The sequence below is a fragment of the Variovorax sp. PBL-E5 genome, from assembly GCF_901827185.1.
Classification (GTDB): domain Bacteria; phylum Pseudomonadota; class Gammaproteobacteria; order Burkholderiales; family Burkholderiaceae_C; genus Variovorax.
On record NZ_LR594671.1, the window covers coordinates 4,537,329 to 4,558,056 of the forward strand.

Genomic DNA, 20,728 nt, shown 5'->3' on the forward strand with positions numbered 1-20,728 from the left:
ATCACGGCCGAATGATCGGCGTGCGCGCCGCGGCATGCCGGCGCTGCGTCGGGAACAGCGACCAGCCCCAGCGCTGCTGCGCATAGCCCCACAGGCCCTGCTTGAAGAACAGCGTGACGAGGATCGCGAGCAGCCCGAGCCCAAGCAGATACCAGGTGCCATAGTCGCTCAGGAACTTGTTGAGCGCCCAGAAGATGAGCGCACCCACCAGCGGCCCTTCGATGCGACCGAGCCCGCCGATCACCACCATGAAAATCGCGAAGGCCGACCAGTTGACGCTGAAGGCCGCATCGGGGCTGATGCGCAGGTTGCCGACGAAGTAGAGCGCGCCCGCGAGGCCTGCGCCGAAGGCCGCGACCACGTACACCGCGAGCTTCATGCGCGCCACCGGCACGCCCTGCGACTCGGCCGCCACCTCGTTGTCGCGGATCGCAAGCAGCGCGAGGCCGCGCTTGCTGCGCAGGAACAGGTAGACCAGCGCGATCGCCGCGACCACGCAGGCCAGCGCCATCCAGTAGGTCACGCTCTCGCGCGTCGATTTGTCGATGCCGCGCAGCGCGGTGAGCGTGGTGCCCGAGCCGCCGCCCACGGCCGAGACATTCGCGAAGCTGAGCCGGAACACCTCGGCGATCACCCAGGTGCCGACCGCGAAGTAGCCGCCCGACAGCCGAAAGGCCGCGAAGGACACCGGCACCGCGATCAGTCCCGCAGCCAATGCGCCCAGCGGAATCGCAACGAAGGGATTGATTCCTGCGAAGTTGCCGAGCATCAGCATCACATAGCCACCGAAGCCGAAGAAGGCCTGCTGCCCGATGCTCACCATGCCGCCATAGCCCGCGAGCAGGTTCCACATCATCGCGAAGATGAAGTAGCACGCGATCTCGACGAACTCGCGCATCCAGCTCGACTCGCCCCAGAAAGGCAGGCTGGCGGCGACGAGCACCAACGCGATGCCGGCGACGCCGGCCGCGCGGCTCGCCGCGGTGGCACGTTCGACGGTGAAGCCCGATGCGGCCATGCCGATTCAGTCGAGCTGAAGATGGATGCGCCCGGCCACCTGGGCCCAGCGCTGGTTCTCCGTGCGCAGGCGACGTGCGGCCTCGTCGGGCGTGTTGGCCAGCGGCTCGAGGTCCAGGGTCGCGAGACGCTCGCGCACTTCGGGCGCCGCCATCGCTTTCGCGACTTCGGACTGGAGCCTGTCGACCACCGCATCCGGTGTGGCGCGGGGCATGGCCATCATTTCCGCGAAGCTCGCGTCGTAGCCCTTGACCCCGGCTTCGGCCGCCGTCGGCACCGCCGGCTGGCTGGCGAGCCGGCGCGTGCCGGACACCATGATCGGCACCAGCTTGCCTTCCTTGATCATCGGACCCACGACCGGCGAGGCCAGGAAGCCGCAGGGCACGCTGCCGCCCAGCACGTCCTGCATCGCCGGGCTCGGGCCGCGGTAAGGCACGTGCTGCATCTGCGCGCCGGTGTCTGCCAGCAGCAGCTCCATCGCCATGTGGCCGGGCACGCCGGGGCCGCCGGAGGCGTAGCTCATCGGCGTCTTCTTCGCCGCGGCGAGCAGCTCGGGCAGCGTCTTCACGCCGGCCGCGGGGTTGCAGACCAGTTCCTGGCTGAAGCTCGCAAGCTGGGTGACCGGCCGCAGATCCTCCATCGGCTTGAAGCTCAGCTTCCTGTAGAGATGCGGATTGATCGTGAGCATGGTGTCGGGGCCGACCAGCACCGTATGTCCATCGCTGGCGCGCACTACCTCCTGCATGCCGATGTTGCCGCCGGCGCCGGGCTTGTTGTCGACGATCACGGGCTGGCCGAGCGCCTTCTGCAGGGCCGGCTGAATCAGCCGCGAGATGATGTCGCCGGGCGCACCTGCCGGAAAGGCCACCACCAGGCGCACCGGCTTCGTGGGCCAGGCGGCATCGGCGGCCGATGCACCGGACGGCAACAGCACGGCCAGGGCGACGGCGGCGAGAAACGACTTCAACAACGGCATGCGCATGGGATCTCCTGGGAATCGATGAATGAATGAACGAATGAACGAATGAATGGATGGGCGAGGCGGGCCGGCGCAGCTACCAGGCTCCGATGAGAATGCCGGCCTCGCGCTCGCGCCGGTTCCAGGCTTCGATCGCCGCGGGCGCGATGGTGGGGAAGCGGCTGCGCGCGCGCAGCCAGTCGAACATGTGGCCCAGCATCCGTTCGCGCACGGCGGCATGGGCCGGGTCGCGACCGAGGTCCGTGAGCTCCTGCGGATCGGTCTCCAGATCGAACAGCAGCGGCGGCAGGTCTTCGAAGTGGACGAACTTCCAGCGCTGCGTGCGCAGCATGGTCATGTGGCAGCGCTCGACCGGCTGCCCGAGCGGCAGCCGCACTGCGTCGCGAAAGGCGTAGCTGTTCTCGCAGACCACGAAGTCCTTGCCCGCCGCCGCGCCGCGGCCGTGGACCAGGGGCAGCAGCGTCTCGCCCTCCAGCCATTCGGCGGGCTGCGCGAGTCCCAGCGCATCGAGCACCGTCGGCAGGATGTCGATGCACTCGACGAGCGCGTCGCTCGCCGAGCCGCGCGCCGCGTCGGCCTCGGCACGCGGGTCGGCCACGATCAGCGGCACGCGCACGATCGGGTCGTGGAACAGCTCCTTCTCGCCGAGCCAGTGGTCGCCGAGGTAGTCGCCATGGTCGCTCGTGAAGATCACCAGCGTCTCGCGGTCCAGGCCCTGCTCGGCCATGAAGGCGAACAGCCGGCCCAGCTGGTCGTCGACCTGGCGAACCAGCCCCATGTAGGTCGGAATCACCGTGTCGCGCACCTCGTCGCGGCTGAAGTTCCGGCTCGCCTCCTCGCGGCGGAAGCCTTCGAGCACCGGATGCGCACCGGCACGCTCCGCCTCGCTGCGCACCGCGGGCAGCACGTCTGCGGGTCCGTACATCGCGTGGTAGGGCGCAGGCGCCACGTAGGGCCAGTGCGGCTTGATGTAGGACAGGTGCAGCACCCAGGGCGCGTCGCCGGCCTCGCGCATGAAGTCGATCGCGCGATCGGTGGTGTAGGGCGTCTCGCTGAACGGCTCGGCGATCGCCGCCGGCGACCGGGCCCAGCGCATCTGCCAGCCGCTCAGGATCTCGCCTTGCGGGCCGCGCCCCGAGTTCGCGAAGTCGTGCCAGGGGTTGTCGGAAACCAGGCCATGCTCGCGCAGCCAGTCGCAGTACGCGTTGCCGCTGACCTTGAAGCCCGGCGGCCAGATGCCGTCGTCGCGCGCGTAAGGTTCGAAACCGCCTTCCATCGCGAGCCGCCCTTCGCCCTGCGTGATGTCCAGGCCCAGGCGGCGTGCGCCTTCCCGATCGGGCTCGACGTGGGTCTTGCCGACCAGCGCGCAGCGCACGCCATGCGGCCGCAAGTGCTCGCCCAGGGTCTTCTGCCCGACCGAGAGCGGCACGAAATTCCACATCGCACCGTGGCTACTGACATAGCGGCCGGTGTAGATCGACATGCGCGACGCGCCGCACACCGAGCCCTGCACGTAGGCCTGACGAAAACGCATGCCGCGCGCAGCGAGCGCATCGATGTGAGGCGTGTGCAGCCGCGGATGGCCATAGCAGGACAGATAGTCGGCGCGCAACTGGTCGCACATGATGAACAGCACGTTGCGCAGGGGCCGGGAAGAAGATCGGGACATGGCGGACTCAACGGGTCTTCGGAAAAAGCCCCTGCGGCCGCAGCACGAGCACCAGCAGGAACACGATATGGCCGAACCAGATGCCCCAGCCCGGGTCGAGCCGGAAGCCGATCTGCTGCGTGAGGCCGAGGATCATCGCGCCGGCCAGCGTGCCCCAGAAGGAGCCCATGCCGCCGATGATCACGGCCTCGAACGCGAACAGCAGCAACAGCGGACCGTCCGATGGCGACACCGTGGTACGCATGCCCTGCAGCGCGCCGGCGATGGCGATCAGCACGAAGGCGATGGCCGTGGCCAGCGCATAGACCTTCTTCGCGTTCAGGCCCATCAGCTCGGCAATTTCGCGATCGTCCGAAACGGCGCGGAAGGAGCGGCCCAGCGCCGTGCCCGCGAACAGCCATTGCAGCGCCGCCGTGGCCGCGAGCGCGACCGCCAGCACGACCAGCGGCAGCACGCCGATCGACAGCGATTCGCCGATGCGCAGCCCCTGCGTGGCGAGACCGCCGATCTCGATCGAGCGCGGGTCGGCCGAGAAGATTTCCAGCAGCAGGTTCTGGATCACGATCGAAAGGCCGAAGGTCACGACCAGCGAAGGCAGCGGGTCCTTGCCGAGCGTGCCGTTGAGCACCCAGCGCTGCAGCGCATAGCCGAAGCCGAAGGCCAGCGGCAGCACTGCGAGCGCGATCAGAAAGGGCGCATCGCCCAGCAGCCCGATGCCCGCGATGACGGCGAAGGCGGCCAGCACGATGAAGTCGCCCTGCGCGGTGTTGGTCAGGCGCATGACGCCGAACATCAGCGACTGGCCGAGCGCGAACAGCGTGTAGAGGCCGCCGAGCAGGAGGCCTTGAAGAAGTGTCTCGATCAACGCATGGCTCCCGCTCACATGCCGAAGTAGGCACGTGAGATCTGCTCGCGCGACAACGCATCCGAGCGGCCCTGCAGCGACACCCGCCCCTCCTGCAGGCAGTAGATGCGCCGCGAGACGCGCTGCGCCATCGTCACGTCCTGCTCGACGATCACCACCGTCATGCCCTCGCCCGTGATGGCCGGCATGGCAGCGTAGATCTCGCGGATCACGATCGGCGCCAGGCCCAGCGACAGCTCGTCGCACAGCAGCAGCTCGGGGTTGCTCATCAGCGCACGGCCCAGCGCCACCATCTGCTGCTGGCCGCCGGACAGCGAGGTCGCCGGATCCTTGCGCTTGTCGGCCAGGATCGGGAACAGCGTGTAGAGACGCCGCAGGTTCCACGGCCCGGGGCGCCGCGTGAGGCCGCCCATCAACAGGTTCTCTTCGACGCTGAGGCTCGGGAACAGCCGCCGTCCCTCGGGCACCATCGCGAGGCCGCGCCGCACGATCTCGCCGGGCGGCAGGCCGCCGATCGCTTCGCCCTTGAAGTGCACCGCCTCGCGCGGCGCGCGCACCAGGCCGGTCAGGCACTTGAGCAGCGTCGACTTGCCCGCGCCGTTGGCGCCGATGATGGCGACCAGCTCGCCGGGGTCGAGCGTGAAGTCGATGCCGAACAAGGCCTGCGCATCGCCGTAGAACGCGCGCAAGTCCCTGGCCGCGAGCAGAGCGGTCATGCCGTCCTCTCCCCGCATGGCAAGGCGCCGCTCATGCTTCCATCCCCATGTACACGCGCCGCACCTCGGCATCGTTCATGACGGCACGCGGCTCGCCCTCGGCCAGCTTCTGGCCGAAGTTGATGACGAACAGCCGGTCGGCCAGCGACAGCAGCGCGTGCACCACGTGCTCGATCCAGATCATGGTCACGCCGCGCGACTTGATGCGCTGCAGCTCCGCCACCAATTGCCTGGCCTCGTGCTCGGTCAGGCCGCCCGCGATCTCGTCCAGCAGGAGCAGCTTCGGCCGCGTCGCCAGCGCGCGCGCAAGCTCGAGCCGCTTGCGGTCGAGCAGCGTGAGGCCGCCGGCCGGCTTGTTGGCATGCGGCATCAGGCCGGTCTGTTCCAGCACCTCGTGCGCGGTCTGCCAGGCTTCCTGTTCCGGCTGGCCGGCGCCGAAGCAGGCAGCGGTCACGAGGTTCTCGAACACGCTCATGTGGCCGAAGGGCTGCGGCACCTGGTAGCTGCGGCCGATGCCTGCATGGCAGCGCTGGTGCGGCTTGAGCGCGGTCACGTCGCGTCCCTCGTATTCGACGCGGCCGGCATCGACGCGCACGTCGCCCGAGATCAGGTTGAACAGCGTGGTCTTGCCCGCGCCGTTCGGCCCGAGGATACCCAGCGTCTCGCCCTCGGTCACCGCGAGCGTGATGTCGTCGGTGACCTTGAGCGCGCCATAGGACTTGCTGACCGCGTGCAACGCCAGAAGGGTCATCGCTCAGGCCGGGATCGGCTTCAGGGTGCCGCCGGTCGGAATATTTTTCGCCGCTTCGTCATTGACGATGGTCAGCTCGACCTTGTACTTCTTGCCCTTGCCCCACTGCCCGAGCACCAGCGGCGTCTTGCTGACGTTCTTGAACGGCCCCTGCCCGCCCCACTTCACCGGGCCCACCACGGTATCGATCGCGGTCGCGGCGACGGCATCGCGCACGTCGGCGGCCTTGGTCGACTTGGCGCGCGACAACGCGCTGGAAGCGACTTCGAACAGCGCATGCGCGAAGCCGATCGGCTGCGTCCACTGCTTCTTCGCGCCGGCCTCGTAGGCATCGGCCAGCGCCTTCGCGCTCTGCTTCGTGAGGCTGGATGCGAACGGATGCGAAGGACTCCACCACACCTCGGTCGACAGGCCGTCGCCGAGATCGCCGAGCGCCTCGATCGCGCCGGGGAACAGCAGCGCCTTGCCGAGCGTGATGATCTTGGGCCGGAAACCCTGCTGCCGCGCCTGGGTGAGGAAGGTCTTGGCATCCGGCGGGATCACCACGCCGGTCACGATCTCCACGCCGTCGCGCTTGAAGGCCGCGATCTGCGCGCTGAAATCCTGCGTGCCGTCCTGGTAGCGGCCGGGGTCGGTGAGCGTGAAGCCCATCTGCGCGAGCGGCTTCGGAAAGCCAAGCTCCTTGTCGCCCCAGGCATTGCCGTCGCCGTCGTTGGGAAACAGGCCGCCGACCTTCTTGTTGGTGGCGAGCGTCTTCCAGCCGTTGGTGTAGTTGGCGATGACGTCCTCCAGGCCCCAGAACATGTGGTACGTCCAGTCGAAGCCCTTGGCCGGATCGCCCTTGCGGCCGAAGAACCAGGGCTGCCACGGCACCACGCTCGACACGCAGGGCACTTCGTTGAGCTCGCAGGCATCGCTGACCGGGTTGGCGGTCTCGGGCGTGCCGGCGGTGAGCACGAGGGCGACCTTCTCCTTCAGGATCAGGTCGTTGGCGACCTCGCCGGCGCGATTCGGATTGGACTGGCTGTCCTTCAGCACGATCTGCACCGCGTACTTCCGGCCGCCGACGGCGATACCGTCCTTGAAGGCGGTCTTCATCTGGTCGATGACCCATTTGTCGGCCTCGCCGAAGGGCGCGAGCGGACCGGTCTGCGGCGAGACGTAGCCGATCTTGAGCGTGTCGGCCGCAAAGACGAGCGGCATGGCGCCGCCGGCAGCGAGCGCGGCCGCGGCCTGGGTGAACTGCCTGCGATTGAATGCCATGGTGTCTCCTTCTCGTTAGTCTTCTTGCACAAACAGCTCAACGCACGAAGTGAGGCGGGACCTGCGCATCGACGTTGACCCAGACGCTCTTGACCTGCGTGTACTCGCGCATCGCATCGAAGCCCATCTCGCGGCCGTAGCCGCTCTGGCCGACGCCGCCGAAGGGCGAGCCGGGATTCACGCGCTTGTAGCTGTTGATCCAGACCATGCCCGCGTGCAGTTCGCGCGCGACCTTGTGCGCGCGCTGCAGGTCGCGCGTCCACAGGCCACTGCCCAGGCCGTAGTCGGTGCCGTTGGCGATCTGCATCGCCTCTTCGTCGTCCTTGAAGGTGAGCACGGTGACGAAGGGGCCGAACACTTCCTCCTGCGCCACACGGTCGCGCCAGGACTTGGCGCGCACCACGGTCGGCTCGACATAGCAGCCGTGGGCCAACTCGCCGCTCGGCGACTTGCCGCCCGCGAGCAACTCGCCGCCCTCGCCCTTTGCGATCTCGACGTAGTTCAGCACGCGCTCGCGGTGCAGCGCGCTGGTGAGCGGACCCATCTCGGTCGCATCGTCGAGCGGGTTGCCCAGGCGGATCGATTGCGCGAGCGGAATGAACTGCTCGAGGAAGGCATCGGCGATCTTCTCGTGAAGCATCAGCCGCGAGCCCGCGATGCAGGCCTGCCCCTGGTTGTGGAAGATCGCGAAGGCGCTGCCATGGATGGCGGCCGGCAGGAAGGCATCGTCGAACACGATGTTGGCGCCCTTGCCGCCGAGTTCGAGCTGCACCTTCTTCAGGTTGCCGGCGCTGGCCTGCACGATGCGCCGGCCGGTCGCGGTGCTGCCGGTGAACGCGACCTTGGCGATGCCTGGATGCTCGGCGATGTACTGGCCGACGACGTGGCCCAGGCCCGGCACCATGTTGACCACGCCGGGCGGCAGGCCGGCCTCGGCCATCAGCTCGGCGATGCGCAGCGAACTCAGCGGCGTGATCTCGGACGGCTTCATCACGATGCAGTTGCCGGCCGCGAGCGCGGGCGCCATCTTCCAGCTGGTGAACATCAGCGGGAAGTTCCAGGGCACGATCTGGCCGACGACGCCGACGGGCTCGCGCAGCGTGTAGTTGAGGAAGCCGGCCTCGACGGGAATGGTCTCGCCCTGGAACTTGTCGGCCATGCCGCCGAAGTAGCGAAAGCATCCCGCGGTGCGCGGCACGTCGAGCCGGCGCGTGTCGCGGATCGGATGGCCGGTGTCGAGCGATTCGAGTTGGGCGAGCTCTTCGGTGTGGGCGTCGATCAGGTCGGCGAGCTTCAGCAGGATGCGCCCGCGGTCGGCGGCGGCCATGCGGCTCCAGGCCGGGAAGGCGCGCTGCGCCGCGGCCACCGCGCGGTCGACGTCGGCCTTGCCGGCCAATGCGACGTCGGCGAGGGTCGCGTTGTCGTGCGGGTTGAGCGTGGCGAGCGTCTCGCCGGATTCGGCGTCGACGAAACGGCCGTCGATGAAGAGTTGGTGGCGAATGGCGAAGTCAGGCATGGTGCATTCCTCTCCCTCCCCTTTGGGGGAGAGGGTTGGGGTGGGGGCGCTTCGACAGGGTGCGGGCGTGCGGGCCCCCACCCCGGCCCTCCCCCAGAGGGGGAGGGAGAAAGACAGATCAGAACTGGACGGGGATCTCGGGCGACTCGCCCTTCTGGATTTCATAGACCAGGCTCGGCGACCCGTTCTCCCACACCAGCAGCATCGAGCGCTTGGGACTGAAGCCCTGGTGCCGGCAGTAGGCGGGCATGGCGGCCATGTCGCCGGCCTTCATGATCACGCGCGCCATCGGCTTGCCCGTGTTCTTGTCGCCGCAGTCCCAATGGATCTCGTCGGTCATCTGGAAGAACCACTCGACGCGGTCGTTGCCGTGGATGATCGGCAGGATGTGTTCCTCGGTCGTCGGGCACATGAAGCTGTGCTTCACCACCGAGGTGAAGCTCGGGTTCCACGTGACCTGCGAGCGCGACAGGAAGCCGAAGAGATTGAAGCCGTGCACCTCGTTCTCGAAGCCGGGCTCGGGATGCAGTTCGGGCTGGGCCTGCGGCACGTCGGCGAAGGCGCGGTTGATCGGTGCGCCGCTGGCGTCGCTGCGCAGGTTCAGGTCGCCCTTGAGGCCCACGCAGCGCGTGGCGAGTTCGCGCGCCCGCGTGATCTTCGCGGTGTTGTTGCCGTTCTTGCGGCCATAGGGTGAGCCGGTTTCCTGCGGCGCGCTGAAGGGGTCGAAGCTCTCGTTGGTCCAGTCGTCGAGCATGGCCTCGAAGGTGGCGCGGATCTGGGCGGTGGGAAAGTTCTCGAGCAGGTCGATGCCCGCGGCCTTCATGGTGCCGTTGAAGCTGCCGGCATAGAGGTCGACCGACTGGTAGTGGTTGACGGTGCCGACCACGTCGTCGAAGTTGACCCAGCCGTAGAAGAAGCCCCAGGCGACGTCGCGCATCAGCGCGCGCAGGTAGTTGCCGATGTCCAGCGTGTGGCTCATCGGCCGGCCGTCGCGTGTCTTCCAGGTGATGTGGGCGAAGTATTCGTCGCGCCGGAAGCCGAAGCTGCCGAGCGAGAAGTCCTTGTAGCCGAGCGTGGCGTCGGGCTGCGACGCGATGACCTTGGCGAGTTCAGCGGGTGCGTTCATTTCTTTCTCCTCGGTCAATGCGTCTGGCAGATGTCGGCCCACTTTTCGACGCTGAGATCGCCCTTGCAGGTCTGCAGCACGATCACGCCGGGCGCACCCGGCGTGCGGAACTGGTAGGCGGTGTTCTTCGGCAGCAGCCCCTGGTGGCCACGCAACAGCTTCATCCAGCCCATCTTCTGGCCCTTGGGTTCGCCCTGCACGAGCACGGCGCCATTCTTGTTCTCGTCGCCGACCACCTGGCCGGCATCGAGCGTGACCAGGTGCACCTCGACCTCGCCATCCATCACCAGCGCGAACTCGTCATGCGCGCAGGTGTACCAGGGCGATACGCCCTCGGCGCGCAGCGTCTCCAGCACGTAGATCTGGTTCTGGCCGAACACGACCTTTTCGTAGGGCCGGCTCTTGTTCGCGATCTCGAAGCAATTGGAGAACGCGTAGTGGCGCACGTCGTCGTCGATCGGCTCGACGTGGCCTTTCTCGTAGTGCTGGAGGGATCCGAATCGGGTCTGGTAGGCGGTCGCTGGCATGGGTTTGTCTCCTGGGTCCGCGATGCAGCAAGGTGCTGCGATGGGTGGACTTTAGGAAACGAAGGGCGCCTGCGGTAGGCCTTGATTGCGGGCCGCATTGTTCGGCGGATCCGGTCAATCGACAGGGTTTACCCCTCCCCGGCGCGCTTATGACCACCCGCGTTCTGCTAATTGGACGGCGATCGACCTGCGTTTCAGCATTCGATCCATGACGAACAACACTGCCACCTTCCGGACCGACGACCGTTCGCTTTCTGCCCGCGCGTCCCTTGCCAGCACCCTCGAGAACCAAAGCTGCCGCGTGCCCGAGATGGCGCGCAGGCTGGTCGGCGTTCCCAGCCACTACCCGCCCGGCAACACCCATGCGATGGCACGCGCCGTCGAGGCCATCGCCCGCGACATCCCGGGCCTCGAGGTCGAGCGCCACGACACCTTGCCGCATGTCGCGAACCTGGTGCTTCGCCTGCGCGGCGCGGTAAGCGGCCGCCGCCTGGTGTTCAACGGCCACATGGATACCTTTCCGCTGGTGAACCGCGCCGACTGGACGGCCGACCCGTCGGGCGAGATGCGCGACGGCAAGCTCTATGGCCTCGGCGTGTCCGACATGAAGGGCGGCATCGCCGCCATCCTGTTCGCGATGGCGCAGCTCTCGGGCGTGCGCAACGCGTTCGCCGGCGAGGTGGTCGCCACGCTCGTGGGCGACGAGGAGTCCATGGGCACCGACGGCACGCAACACCTGCTGACGCATGTCGAGGCCGCGCGCGGCGACGCGATGATCAGCGCCGACACCGGATCGACCCGCGTACTGCGCTTCGGCGAGAAGGGCATGCTGTGGATGCGCCTGCGTGCGAGCGGCAAGTCAGCCCATGCGGCCCACGTGCATCACGGCGACTGCGCGATCGAGAAGCTACTCGCGGCGATGCAGAGCCTGACGGCCGTCCGGCAGATGGCGGTGGACGCGCCCGCCGAGGTACTGCGCGCCATCGAGCGCTCCGCCGCCGTGTCGGAATCCCTGTCCGGCGCCGGCGAGAGCGCGGTGCTGCGAGGCGTCACGCTGACTTTCGGCACGATGCAGGGCGGGCGCCTCTCGAACCTGATCGCCGATGCAGCCGAAGCCACCGTCGACGTGCGCATCCCGGTAGGGCTCGATACCGCTGCGGTGGAAGCGCGCATCCGCGAACTGCTCGCGCCGCATGGGGACCTGAGCCTGGAGATCCTGCGCCGCTATGAACCGAGCTGGACCGCGCCGGGCCACGAGGTCATCACCACGCTGGCCGCCAACTGCGAAGCCGTGCTGGGCCGGCAGCCGGTGGTCAACATGCGCGTCGGCGCCTCGGATGCGCGGCTGTACCGCGCCGCCGGCATTCCGACGGTGGTGTGCGGCCTGACGGCCTGCAACATGGGCGCCGCCGACGAGCATGTCTTCGTCGACGAGTTGCGCGCACTGGGCAGGATCTACGCGCTGACGGCCTTCGATTTCCTCGGCGCGCACTGAGCCGGCCCGCATCGGCACGACATGCTGCACGACGCACTTCTCTGTGCGGCCGCCCTCGGCGCGGGCGTGCTCAACACGGTCGCCGGCGGCGGCACCTTCCTCACCTTGCCGGCGCTGGTGCTGCTCGGGGTTCCGCCGGTGGCTGCCAACGCGACCAGCACGGTGGCCGTGTTTCCCGGCTACCTGGGCGGCGCGCTGGGATTTCGCGGCGAACTCGCGGCCATCGACCGCCGTCTGCTGCTGCAGGCATCGATCGTCGGGCTGGCCGGCGGGCTGGCCGGCGCGGGCTTGCTCATGGTGACCTCCAACCAGACCTTCCGCGCCATCGTGCCCTGGCTGCTGCTCTTCGCGACCCTGCTGTTCGCCGCCGGAGGCCTCGGCACCGGCGCGCGCAGCGATGCCCCGGGGCGCAGCCTGCCATGGCGCCTGCCAGCGCTCGCCGCGGTGGCTGTCTACGGCGGCTATTTCAACGGCGGCCTCGGGATTCTGCTGATGGCTGTGCTGTCGCTGGCCGGCATCGGAAACCTCAATGCCGTCAACGGCCTGAAGAACCTCATGTCCTTCCTGCTCTCGGCGATCTCGGTGCTCACCTTCGCGTGGGCCGGGCTCGTGCATTGGCGGGAGGCGATTTTGATGATGGCCTTCTCGACCGTCGGCGGCTATGTCGGCGCAGCAGCGGCCAAGGCACTGCCGCTCCGAGTCGTTCGCGCCGTGGTCATCGCCATTGGCCTGGGCATGAGCGGTGCGTTCTTCCTGACCCACAACAACTGAAGGAGACAGACATGGAATCGCGGGACCAACTGACGCCTGAGAAACGGCGCTACTTTCGCCGGGTGATCGCATCGGCCCTGGTGGGCAACATGCTGGAGTTCTACGACCTCTTCATCTACGGCTTTCTCGCCGTCTACATCGCGAAGGTCTTCTTTCCGACCGGCGACACCTACACCTCGCTGCTGGTGGCGCTGGGCACTTTCGGGGTCAGCTATTTCGTGCGCCCGCTGGGTGCGATCTGCATCGGCAGCTATTCGGACCGCCGCGGCCGCAAGGCCGGGATGATGCTCACGATCTGGGCCATGGGCCTCGGCACCGCGATGATGGCGTTCGCGCCGGGCTACGCAACGGCCGGCATCGGCGGGACGCTGATGCTGGTGGCAGGCAAGCTGCTGCAGGGCTTCTCGGCCGGCGGCGAGTTCGGCACCTCCGTGTCCTTCGTGACGGAGCATGCGCCGCGCCACCGGCGCGGCTATTTCGCGAGCTTTCAGGTGGTCGGCATCGGGCTTGCGACCGGCATGGCCAGCATCGTCAGCCTGATGCTCAATCGCTCGCTGGACCCGGTCGCCATCGTCGAATGGGGATGGCGCCTGCCCTTCGTCGTCGGGCTGCTGATCGTTCCCTTCGGCTACTGGCTGCGCAGCCAGCTCGACGAGACGCCGGAATTCGTGAAGAGCGCCAAGGTGGCCAACCCGGTCGCGACCACGCTGATGTCGTCGAAGGCACGCATCTGCGCCGCCATCGGCGTCTATTCGCTGGCTGCCTCGACGAACTATCTGCTGGGCGTGTTCATCCCGCTCTATGCGCAGCGCGAGTTGGGCATGTCCGCGTCGGACTCGATGTGGGGCGCGATCGGCTATTCGGCGGCCCAGATCCTGCTGCCGCCGCTGTTCGGCGCGATGTCCGACCGCGTCGGGCGCTTGCAAATGATCGTGTGCGGCACCCTGCTGACCGGCGTGCTGTGCCTGCCGGCCTTCCACTGGATGGTCGCGCAGCCCAGCCTGATGGTGTATGTGACCTGCATCACCGGACTGACCGCCTGCGTGATGGTGTTCCAGGGCGCGATGCCTTCCTTCCTGGCCGAGCTGTTCCCGAACGCCGTGCGCACCACGGGGCTGGCGCTGATCCACAACCTGAACTTCACGGTGATCGGTGGCCTGTCGCTGCTGATCTGCACTTGGCTGGCACAGCAGACGGGCAGCAAGTTCATTCCGGCCTACTACGTGATGGCCACCGTGGGCATCGCGCTGCTGAGCACGCTGTTCTTCAGGATCCGGGTGCGCAGCCAGTCGGCCGACCAGGCCGCGCTGGATGCGGCCTGATCGCCGCTAGCCGAGCGCCATCCCGCGCTCCGACAGCACCCGCCGACACAGCCCGATGAAGTCGTCCGCCAGCCCCGACTGGCGGTTGGTGGCGGCCCGGGCCACGCCGACGCGCAGCGTGAGTGCGGGCGTGATCTCGGCCACCTGCAGCAGCAGCCTCGGGTCGGCCGTGAAGGCCGTCAGGGCATCGACGATGGTCACACCCAGGCCGGTCGCGGCAGTCGCCAAGGCCGCTTGGTAGAGCAGCACACTGACACTGCTTTCGAGTGTCCAGCCATGCTCCTCACAGGCCTTGGCAAGCATGCGGCCGATCGGGTCGACCGGGTCCGGCGCGATGAAGGGCATGGCCAGGACGTCGCGCAGGCCGAGCCGCGCGCCGGTGCCGAAGAACTTCGAGGATCCCACGGCGACGAGCGGGATCTCGGCCAGCGCCGTGAAGTCGATGGCGGGGTGCTGTTCGCCCTCGAAGACCAGGCCGATGTCCGCCTCGCGCAGCGCCAGGTCGGAGATCACGCTGGACGAATACTCGGCGCGCACCGACAGGCGCGCACGTGCATGCTGCTTCAGGAAGCGATCGATGATTTCCGGCATCACGGCCTGTGCCAATGCAGGCGCACACAGCACGCGCAGCAGGCTGGCCTCGCCCGATCGCAGGTTGCTGGTCAGCTGCTGCAGCTTGACGATCTGGCGATCGAGGGTCTCCAGTTCGGGAAAGATCACGGCCGCTTCCGCCGACGGCTCCAGCCTGCCGCGCACGCGCCGGTAGAGCTGGTAGCCGAGCTGCTTCTCCGCGCTCTGCAGGATCTGCGTCACCGCCGGCTGGGTCATGTGCAGCAGCCGCGCGGCCCCGCTGAGCGTGCCTGTCACGCGGATCGCGTTGACGACTTCCAGATGACGCAGTCGCATGGTGGTTGTTGGGAAGATGCAAGACGGTGCACTACCTGCGCGGGCGTGATCGGCATCGCGGACTGCAGGGCCTGCCGATCATCGCAGCATCCCACGCTGGGGGGCCTAGGCATCGTGGATCAGCCCGGCGGGCAGCAGCCCGCGGTCGATCATGGCCGCGTCCCATGGCGGCACTCGCGCGAAGGCGGCCGTGATGTGCTCGATGAAGAGCCTGAGCTTGAACGCATTGCGCGAGGTCCCCGCATAGACGGCGCTCAGCGAGAAGGACGACAGCACATGCTCGGGCAGCACGACCTGCAGCTCGCCGCGCAGGATCGCGTCGCCCGCCACCAGCGTCGGCAGGCAGACGATGCCCGCATGCTCCATCGCGTACTCGCGCAGCAGATGGACGCTGTTGGTCAAGAGCGCCGGACTCATGTACATGGTCACCTGCTCGTCGCCGTGGTGGAATGTCCAGCGGTCGCGCGTCGGGTAGCCCGAATAGAGGCCCAGCGTGTGCTTGTGCAGCTCGCGCGGGCTCGCGGGTGCGCCGTGCGTGCGCAGGTACTCGGGTGTGGCGCAGAACACGCGCCGCACCGGAAAGAGCGGGCGCGAGACCAGCTCGGTGGATGCCGCCGGAAAGATCTGCAGCGCGCAATCCACGCCGGCCTTGACCGGATCGACCACCGCGTCGCTCACGATCAGCTCCAGATGGATGTCGGGATAGCTGGTCTGGAAGGCGCGCAGCAGCGCGGCGAAATGCCCGAGCACGAAGCCGGTCAGCGCATGGATGCGCAGCACGCCGGTCGGGCCGGCGCGCGCGTCGCGCATCTGGTCGAGCATGTCGTTGGCCCGGCCGACGAGTTCGGTGCAATCGCGCAGGAAGGCCTGGCCGACATCGCTGAGCCGCACCACGCGCGTGCTGCGATGGAAGAGCGGCGCGCCGACGTGGTCCTCCAGCTGCTTCACGCGGCTGGTCACCACCGACTTGGCCACGCGCATCTGCCGCGCGGCCTCGGCGAAGCTCTGGGTCTGCGCGACGCGAACGAAGGTCTCGATGTTTTCCAGGCGGTCCATGGCTTTGCAATGTAGCGGCGGCGGGCCGCGGCGGATGCCCGGTGCTACCCTCGGCGCATGTTCAATCCCTCCCAAGAGGAAGTGCGCCGCTTCTTCTGCGACGTCTTCGCCAAGAGCCGGCGCGGCGAGCCGATGGAAGCGCTCGAGATCATCGCGAGCCGCTGGATCGACGAGCACCCCGAATACCATGCCGAGCTCGCCGATGCCGATGCGGCGGTCGCGCGCGTCTACGACGGCGGCGACGGACGCGAGAACCCCTTCCTTCACTTGTCGATGCATCTGTCGATCAGCGAGCAATGCTCGATCGACCAGCCGCGCGGCATCCGCCAGGCCGTCGAGTTGCTCGCGGCGCGGCGCGATTCGCTGCTCGAGGCGCACCACGAGGCGATGGAGTGCCTTGGGCAGATGATGTGGGAGAGCCAGCGTGCCGGCCGCCCGCCCGATGGCGATGCCTACGTCGCCTGCGTGCAGCGCCGTGCGACCCGAGGCTAACGCGCCGGTTTCTGCCGCGCCGTCTCGCGCAGCAGCGCGATCAGGGTCTGACGCGACGGCGAGTCTTCAGCATCGGCGCGCGTCAAGAGGCCGACGGGCTCCTCGGTGCCGGCCATGTCGACGCCCAGGCGCACGAGCTGGCCGCTTGCGAGATCGTCGCGCGCAGCGCCGATGGGGGTGAACCACACCGCGTCCGACCGGAACAGCAGGCCGCGCGCGACCGAGAGGTCGAGGGTCTGGGTCACATGCGCCGGCAAGCGCAGGCCGAGGCCGGACAGGAAGCTCTCGGTGTGGTGGCGCGGGATGGTGCCTTCGCCATAGATCACGAGCGGGTGCTGCAGCACGTCCTGCACGGACGGCCTGCCCCTGGCGAGCGGATGGCCGGCCCGCGCGATCAGCGCCAGCGGCTCGTTGTAGAGGAGTTCGAAAGTCAGCCCAACCATCAATTGCGGATCGCTCATGCGGCCGGCAACGAGGTCGAGCTCGCCGGCACGCAGCGTGTCCAGCAAGGGGCCATTGGCAGCGGTCTGCACCTGAATGCGCAGCGTGGGCATCCGTTCGCGCAGCGCGGCCAGGGCCGCGGGCAGCAAGGACGGCGCGACGCTGGGCAAGGCACCGATGCGCAGGCGCTGCGGCCGCGCGCCGGAGGCCGGCATCACCGCCTGCGCGCTGGCATCCAGCGCTTCCAGCACGCGCAACGCATGCGCCAGCAATTGCTCGCCGGCGACGGTCAGGCCCTGGATGCCGCGCCGGCCCGCATGGCCACGCTGCACGAGCCGCGCGCCGGCCAGGGTCTCGAGTTCGGCCAGGGTCTTCGACACCGCGGGCTGGCTCAATGCGAGCCGCTCGGCGGCACGTGCCAGGTGGCGCTCCTGCGCGACGGCAACGAGGCAGCGCAGATGCCGCAACTGGACGCCACGCAGGAAGGCTTCGGAGCCGGAGGTCATTGAATTACCGATGGTTATGAAAAATCGCAGATTCCTCAATTTACATCAGCATTGCGCATGAATAGAGTTGGACATCCTTCCCACGAATCCGGAGATAAGCGCCCATGTCCTCTTCCGACTCCCGCAGCGCCCCGCTGCCCCGGCTCGCGCCGCGCGATTGGCCCAGCCATCCCTCGTACGTCTATCCGGGTTATCGCTCGACGGTCAAGCGCGGGCCGCAGCAGCCGCTGGTGCCGCTCAAGGCCTCGCTCGGCGAATTGCGCCAGCCGGTCTACGGCCACAGCAGCATCGGCGAACTGGACCACGACCTCACGCGCAATGCGCGGCGCAACGGCGAACCGCTGGGCGAACGCATGATCCTCACCGGCCAGGTGCTCGACGATCTCCGCCGCCCGGTACGCAACACGCTGGTCGAGCTGTGGCAGGCCAACGCCTCCGGCCGCTACGTGCACAAGGTCGACCAGCACGACGCGCCGCTCGACCCGAACTTCCTCGGCGCGGGCCGCTGCCTGACCGACAGCGAAGGCCGCTATCGCTTTCTCACCATCAAACCCGGCGCCTATCCGTGGGGCAATCATCCCAACGCATGGCGGCCGCAGCACATCCACCTGTCGCTGTTCGGCGAGCACTTCGGCAGCCGCCTGGTGACGCAGATGTATTTCCCCGGCGACCCGTTGCTGCAGTACGACCCGATGATCACCGGCACGCCGGAGAAGGTGCGCAACCGGCTGATCTCCGACTTCAGCCTCGATGTCACCGAGGAAGGCTACGCGCTGGGCTACGTGTTCGACATCGTCCTGCGCGGCGCCGACGAGACGCCGTTCGAAAACCGCTGAGGAGATCCCGCACCATGATGAGCGCACTCGAAACCAATTTCGGCCAGACCCCGTCGCAGACCGTCGGCCCCTATTTCGCCTACGGCCTCACCGCCACGCAGTACGGCTACGACTTCGACCAGCCCTTCGACGCCGTGGTGGCGCTCGACGGCGCGCGCGGCGAACGCATCCGGCTCGAAGGCCGTGTGATCGACGGCGACGGCAATGCGATCAACGACGCGCTGGTCGAGATCAGCCAGCCCGACGGCGCCGGCGAATATCCGCAATCGGTCGACGATGCGCGGGAGATCGGCTTTCGCGCCTTCGGCCGCTGCGGCACGGGCACCGATGCACAGAACCGCTTCGTGTTCCACACCGTGAAGCCCGGCGCCGAAAGTGCCGGCGAGGCACCCCACATCAACGTGATCGTGCTGATGCGCGGCATGCTGCTGCATGCCTTCACGCGCATCTACTTCAGCGACGAAGCGAAGGCCAATGCCAAGGACGCGGTGCTCGGCAGCGTGCCGGCCGCACGCCGCGAGACGCTGGTCGCACAACGCAGCGAAGCAGGCGGCGCGGTGACCTACCGCTTCGACATCCACATGCAGGGTCCGTCGGAGACCGTGTTCTTCGACATCTGAATCGACCGTCCGGAAACGACAAAGCCCGCGTTCAGCGGGCTTTGTTCTGGGCGGCGCGGCGCTCAGTCCTTGTCGTGGAAGCGCGACTCGGGCACCGTCTTCACGTCGCCGGGCAGCGAGCTGACGTAGCTGGCCAGTTCCTTGAGCTCGACGTTGCTGAACTGCTTGGCTTCCTTGCCCATGATGGGGTTGGAGCGGCCGACGATCGGGTGCGAGAACTTGTACGACTTCAGTGCCACGAACAGGTAGTCGGCGTGCTGTCCCGCGAGCTTGGGCACGGTGCCGTCGTTGGGCGTGTTGAAGTTCGCGCCGTGGCACTTGGTGCAGTTGTTGTCCTTGTCGCGCGTGATGAGCGCCTGCAGGCTCTCGCTCGGCGTGCCGGCGGCGGCCGGCGGCGGCGCATCTCCTTCCTTCAGGCCGAGCTGGCTGTAGAAGGCGGCGAGGTCGGCGATGTCCTGCTCGGTGAGCGAGGCCGCGACGGCGCGCATGGTGGGGTGCTTGCGGTCACCCTGCTGGTAGGCGGTGAGCGCCGACACGATGTAGGTCGCGCTCTGGCCGGCGATCTTGGGGACCTTGTAGACCTCGGGAAAGCTCGACTGGTAGCCGATGATGCCGTGGCAGCCCATGCACATCGCGGTTTTCTTTTCGCCGTTTGCGGCATTGCCGGTCACTTTCTGGGCTTGGGCCGAGACCGTCACGCAAGCGACAGCGAGGGCAAACATCAGGGTCAACAACTTGTTCATTTTGCGCGCACAATCTCGTGGAGATACAGTTTTCAGATCAACATTTGATTATATGCGGGGGCTCTTCGCGGTCCCGTGCACGGGGTGTTCGAAGTCCCGCGCAACGCTGATCGATGTGCCTTTCATCCACCCCTGCTCCACCTCTTCCATGAAATTCAAGGGTTCAGACAACTACGTCGCCACACAGGATCTGATGCTCGCGGTCAATGCCGCCATCACGCTCAAGCGTCCACTGCTCGTCAAGGGCGAGCCGGGCACCGGCAAGACGATGCTCGCAGAGGAAGTCGCCGAGGCGCTCGAGCTGCCGCTCCTGCAGTGGCACATCAAGTCGACCACCAAGGCGCAGCAAGGCCTCTATGAATACGACGCCGTGAGCCGCCTGCGCGATTCGCAGCTCGCGGACGTGGACGGCGGCGAGCGCGTGAAGGACATTCACAACTACATCGTCAAGGGCGTACTGTGGCAGGCCTTCACATCGGAGCAGCCGGTGGCCCTCCTGATCGACGAGATCGACAAGGCCGACATCGAATTCCCGAACGACCTGCTGCGCGAGATCGACCGCATGGAGTTCTATTGCTACGAGACGCGCGAACTGATCCGCGCCAAGCATCGGCCGGTGGTCTTCATCACCTCGAACAACGAGAAGGAACTGCCCGACGCGTTCCTGCGCCGCTGCTTCTTCCACTACATCAAGTTCCCCGATGCCGAGACGATGAAACGCATCGTGGCGGTGCACTTCCCCGGCCTCAAGCAGGCGCTTCTGACCGCGGCGATGAAGACCTTCTACGACGTGCGCAACCTGCCCGGCCTGAAGAAGAAGCCGTCCACCTCCGAATTGCTCGACTGGCTCAAGCTGCTGGTGGCCGAGGACATTCCGCTCGAAGCGCTGCAGAGCAAGGACGACAAGGTTGCAGTGCCGCCGCTGGTGGGTGCGCTGCTCAAGAACGAGCAGGACGTGACCCTCTTCGAAAAGTTGGTCTTCATGCAACGGAATAACAGATGACCCCCAGGCTGCGCGCACTTCGTGTCGCTTCGCCAACCCCCTTGCAGGGGGCAACACCAGCAGGCCGGCAAAGCCGGTTCTGCGGTGTTTCTGGAATCAGACCCGCAG

The 20,728-nt window shown here is 67.4% G+C and carries 21 protein-coding genes; 7 read left to right on the plus strand and 14 right to left on the minus strand.

What is annotated here, in order from left to right; all coding sequences use genetic code 11:
- Nucleotide 1: 1 nt before the first annotated feature.
- The 10 genes from WDLP6_RS22160 to WDLP6_RS22205 all read right to left on the minus strand — a co-directional run bounded on the left by WDLP6_RS22160 (nt 2) and on the right by WDLP6_RS22205 (nt 10,429).
- On the minus strand, nt 2–1,018 hold the full coding sequence (locus tag WDLP6_RS22160; protein ID WP_162594089.1) for a branched-chain amino acid ABC transporter permease: 1,017 nt from the start codon (nt 1,016–1,018) through the stop codon (nt 2–4).
- Nucleotides 1,019–1,024: 6 nt separating this feature from the next.
- On the minus strand, nt 1,025–1,999 hold the full coding sequence (locus WDLP6_RS22165) for a Bug family tripartite tricarboxylate transporter substrate binding protein (RefSeq protein ID WP_162594090.1): 975 nt from the start codon (nt 1,997–1,999) through the stop codon (nt 1,025–1,027).
- A 73-nt stretch (nt 2,000–2,072) separates the two neighbouring features.
- The gene (locus WDLP6_RS22170) at nt 2,073–3,665 is read right to left on the minus strand and encodes an alkaline phosphatase family protein (RefSeq protein WP_162594091.1); all 1,593 of its coding nucleotides are present in this window, start codon (nt 3,663–3,665) and stop codon (nt 2,073–2,075) included.
- 7 nt (nt 3,666–3,672) lie between these two features.
- Nucleotides 3,673–4,530, minus strand: coding sequence for a branched-chain amino acid ABC transporter permease (locus WDLP6_RS22175; protein ID WP_162594092.1), 858 nt, complete (start codon nt 4,528–4,530; stop codon nt 3,673–3,675).
- A gap of 14 nt (nt 4,531–4,544) precedes the next feature.
- Nucleotides 4,545–5,246, minus strand: coding sequence for an ABC transporter ATP-binding protein (locus WDLP6_RS22180; protein ID WP_162594093.1), 702 nt, complete (start codon nt 5,244–5,246; stop codon nt 4,545–4,547).
- Nucleotides 5,247–5,277: 31 nt separating this feature from the next.
- Nucleotides 5,278–5,997 carry an ABC transporter ATP-binding protein gene (locus WDLP6_RS22185; protein WP_162594094.1) on the minus strand — a complete coding sequence of 240 codons (720 nt, stop codon included), beginning with the start codon at nt 5,995–5,997 and terminating at the stop codon, nt 5,278–5,280.
- Nucleotides 5,998–6,000: 3 nt separating this feature from the next.
- Nucleotides 6,001–7,260 (minus strand): ABC transporter substrate-binding protein, encoded by a 1,260-nt coding sequence (locus WDLP6_RS22190; RefSeq protein WP_162594095.1) that lies wholly within the window; start codon nt 7,258–7,260, stop codon nt 6,001–6,003.
- 37 nt (nt 7,261–7,297) lie between these two features.
- Nucleotides 7,298–8,761: an aldehyde dehydrogenase family protein gene (locus WDLP6_RS22195; RefSeq protein WP_162595208.1), complete on the minus strand. Its 1,464-nt coding sequence runs from the start codon at nt 8,759–8,761 to the stop codon at nt 7,298–7,300.
- 133 nt (nt 8,762–8,894) lie between these two features.
- Nucleotides 8,895–9,902: a hydroxyquinol 1,2-dioxygenase gene (locus WDLP6_RS22200; RefSeq protein WP_162569338.1), complete on the minus strand. Its 1,008-nt coding sequence runs from the start codon at nt 9,900–9,902 to the stop codon at nt 8,895–8,897.
- Nucleotides 9,903–9,916: 14 nt separating this feature from the next.
- Nucleotides 9,917–10,429 carry a hydroxyquinol 1,2-dioxygenase gene (locus tag WDLP6_RS22205; RefSeq protein ID WP_162594096.1) on the minus strand — a complete coding sequence of 171 codons (513 nt, stop codon included), beginning with the start codon at nt 10,427–10,429 and terminating at the stop codon, nt 9,917–9,919.
- 208 nt (nt 10,430–10,637) lie between these two features.
- On the opposite strand from WDLP6_RS22205, the gene WDLP6_RS22210 reads away from it, so the two are divergent.
- The 3 genes from WDLP6_RS22210 to WDLP6_RS22220 are packed head-to-tail and all read left to right on the plus strand — an operon-like array spanning nt 10,638 to nt 14,017.
- Nucleotides 10,638–11,924, plus strand: coding sequence for a M20/M25/M40 family metallo-hydrolase (locus WDLP6_RS22210; RefSeq protein ID WP_162594097.1), 1,287 nt, complete (start codon nt 10,638–10,640; stop codon nt 11,922–11,924).
- 21 nt (nt 11,925–11,945) lie between these two features.
- Nucleotides 11,946–12,695 (plus strand): sulfite exporter TauE/SafE family protein, encoded by a 750-nt coding sequence (locus WDLP6_RS22215; protein ID WP_162569341.1) that lies wholly within the window; start codon nt 11,946–11,948, stop codon nt 12,693–12,695.
- 11 nt (nt 12,696–12,706) lie between these two features.
- Nucleotides 12,707–14,017: an MFS transporter gene (locus WDLP6_RS22220; RefSeq protein WP_162594098.1), complete on the plus strand. Its 1,311-nt coding sequence runs from the start codon at nt 12,707–12,709 to the stop codon at nt 14,015–14,017.
- A 6-nt stretch (nt 14,018–14,023) separates the two neighbouring features.
- Here the strand turns inward: WDLP6_RS22220 and WDLP6_RS22225 are convergent, their stop codons facing one another.
- Together WDLP6_RS22225 and WDLP6_RS22230 are read right to left on the minus strand one after the other, a co-directional pair.
- Nucleotides 14,024–14,923 (minus strand): LysR family transcriptional regulator, encoded by a 900-nt coding sequence (locus tag WDLP6_RS22225; RefSeq protein ID WP_162594099.1) that lies wholly within the window; start codon nt 14,921–14,923, stop codon nt 14,024–14,026.
- A gap of 105 nt (nt 14,924–15,028) precedes the next feature.
- Nucleotides 15,029–15,979: a LysR family transcriptional regulator gene (locus WDLP6_RS22230; protein ID WP_162569344.1), complete on the minus strand. Its 951-nt coding sequence runs from the start codon at nt 15,977–15,979 to the stop codon at nt 15,029–15,031.
- Nucleotides 15,980–16,036: 57 nt separating this feature from the next.
- On the opposite strand from WDLP6_RS22230, the gene WDLP6_RS22235 reads away from it, so the two are divergent.
- Nucleotides 16,037–16,471 (plus strand): DUF1841 family protein, encoded by a 435-nt coding sequence (locus tag WDLP6_RS22235; protein WP_162594100.1) that lies wholly within the window; start codon nt 16,037–16,039, stop codon nt 16,469–16,471.
- Here WDLP6_RS22235 and WDLP6_RS22240 read toward each other — a convergent pair.
- Nucleotides 16,468–17,418, minus strand: a complete 951-nt coding sequence (locus WDLP6_RS22240) for a LysR substrate-binding domain-containing protein (RefSeq protein WP_162594101.1) — start codon at nt 17,416–17,418, stop codon at nt 16,468–16,470. The genes WDLP6_RS22235 and WDLP6_RS22240 overlap by 4 nt on opposite strands.
- A 104-nt stretch (nt 17,419–17,522) precedes the next feature.
- Between WDLP6_RS22240 and pcaH the strand changes: the two genes are divergently transcribed.
- Nucleotides 17,523–18,254, plus strand: a complete 732-nt coding sequence (pcaH, locus tag WDLP6_RS22245) for a protocatechuate 3,4-dioxygenase subunit beta (RefSeq protein ID WP_162594102.1) — start codon at nt 17,523–17,525, stop codon at nt 18,252–18,254.
- 14 nt (nt 18,255–18,268) lie between these two features.
- Entirely contained in the window at nt 18,269–18,874 is a 606-nt protein-coding gene (pcaG, locus tag WDLP6_RS22250) for a protocatechuate 3,4-dioxygenase subunit alpha (protein ID WP_162594103.1), read from the plus strand.
- A 62-nt stretch (nt 18,875–18,936) separates the two neighbouring features.
- Here the strand turns inward: pcaG and WDLP6_RS22255 are convergent, their stop codons facing one another.
- Entirely contained in the window at nt 18,937–19,617 is a 681-nt protein-coding gene (locus tag WDLP6_RS22255) for a c-type cytochrome (protein ID WP_162569349.1), read from the minus strand.
- 148 nt (nt 19,618–19,765) lie between these two features.
- On the opposite strand from WDLP6_RS22255, the gene WDLP6_RS22260 reads away from it, so the two are divergent.
- On the plus strand, nt 19,766–20,620 hold the full coding sequence (locus WDLP6_RS22260; RefSeq protein WP_162569350.1) for an AAA family ATPase: 855 nt from the start codon (nt 19,766–19,768) through the stop codon (nt 20,618–20,620).
- Nucleotides 20,621–20,728: the final 108 nt, after the last annotated feature.

Excerpts from the sequence above, each read along its gene's own strand:
- WDLP6_RS22160 (WP_162594089.1), bottom strand. The coding sequence starts at position 1,018 with ATGGCCGCATCGGGCTTCACCGTCGAACGTGCCACCGCGGCGAGCCGC.
- WDLP6_RS22165 (WP_162594090.1), bottom strand. The coding sequence starts at position 1,999 with ATGCGCATGCCGTTGTTGAAGTCGTTTCTCGCCGCCGTCGCCCTGGCC.
- WDLP6_RS22170 (WP_162594091.1), bottom strand. The coding sequence starts at position 3,665 with ATGTCCCGATCTTCTTCCCGGCCCCTGCGCAACGTGCTGTTCATCATG.
- WDLP6_RS22180 (WP_162594093.1), bottom strand. The coding sequence starts at position 5,246 with ATGACCGCTCTGCTCGCGGCCAGGGACTTGCGCGCGTTCTACGGCGAT.
- WDLP6_RS22185 (WP_162594094.1), bottom strand. The coding sequence starts at position 5,997 with ATGACCCTTCTGGCGTTGCACGCGGTCAGCAAGTCCTATGGCGCGCTC.
- WDLP6_RS22190 (WP_162594095.1), bottom strand. The coding sequence starts at position 7,260 with ATGGCATTCAATCGCAGGCAGTTCACCCAGGCCGCGGCCGCGCTCGCT.
- WDLP6_RS22200 (WP_162569338.1), bottom strand. The coding sequence starts at position 9,902 with ATGAACGCACCCGCTGAACTCGCCAAGGTCATCGCGTCGCAGCCCGAC.
- WDLP6_RS22205 (WP_162594096.1), bottom strand. The coding sequence starts at position 10,429 with ATGCCAGCGACCGCCTACCAGACCCGATTCGGATCCCTCCAGCACTAC.
- WDLP6_RS22210 (WP_162594097.1), top strand. The coding sequence starts at position 10,638 with ATGACGAACAACACTGCCACCTTCCGGACCGACGACCGTTCGCTTTCT.
- WDLP6_RS22215 (WP_162569341.1), top strand. The coding sequence starts at position 11,946 with ATGCTGCACGACGCACTTCTCTGTGCGGCCGCCCTCGGCGCGGGCGTG.
- WDLP6_RS22220 (WP_162594098.1), top strand. The coding sequence starts at position 12,707 with ATGGAATCGCGGGACCAACTGACGCCTGAGAAACGGCGCTACTTTCGC.
- WDLP6_RS22225 (WP_162594099.1), bottom strand. The coding sequence starts at position 14,923 with ATGCGACTGCGTCATCTGGAAGTCGTCAACGCGATCCGCGTGACAGGC.
- WDLP6_RS22230 (WP_162569344.1), bottom strand. The coding sequence starts at position 15,979 with ATGGACCGCCTGGAAAACATCGAGACCTTCGTTCGCGTCGCGCAGACC.
- WDLP6_RS22235 (WP_162594100.1), top strand. The coding sequence starts at position 16,037 with ATGTTCAATCCCTCCCAAGAGGAAGTGCGCCGCTTCTTCTGCGACGTC.
- WDLP6_RS22240 (WP_162594101.1), bottom strand. The coding sequence starts at position 17,418 with ATGACCTCCGGCTCCGAAGCCTTCCTGCGTGGCGTCCAGTTGCGGCAT.
- pcaH (WP_162594102.1), top strand. The coding sequence starts at position 17,523 with ATGTCCTCTTCCGACTCCCGCAGCGCCCCGCTGCCCCGGCTCGCGCCG.
- pcaG (WP_162594103.1), top strand. The coding sequence starts at position 18,269 with ATGATGAGCGCACTCGAAACCAATTTCGGCCAGACCCCGTCGCAGACC.
- WDLP6_RS22255 (WP_162569349.1), bottom strand. The coding sequence starts at position 19,617 with ATGAACAAGTTGTTGACCCTGATGTTTGCCCTCGCTGTCGCTTGCGTG.
- WDLP6_RS22260 (WP_162569350.1), top strand. The coding sequence starts at position 19,766 with ATGAAATTCAAGGGTTCAGACAACTACGTCGCCACACAGGATCTGATG.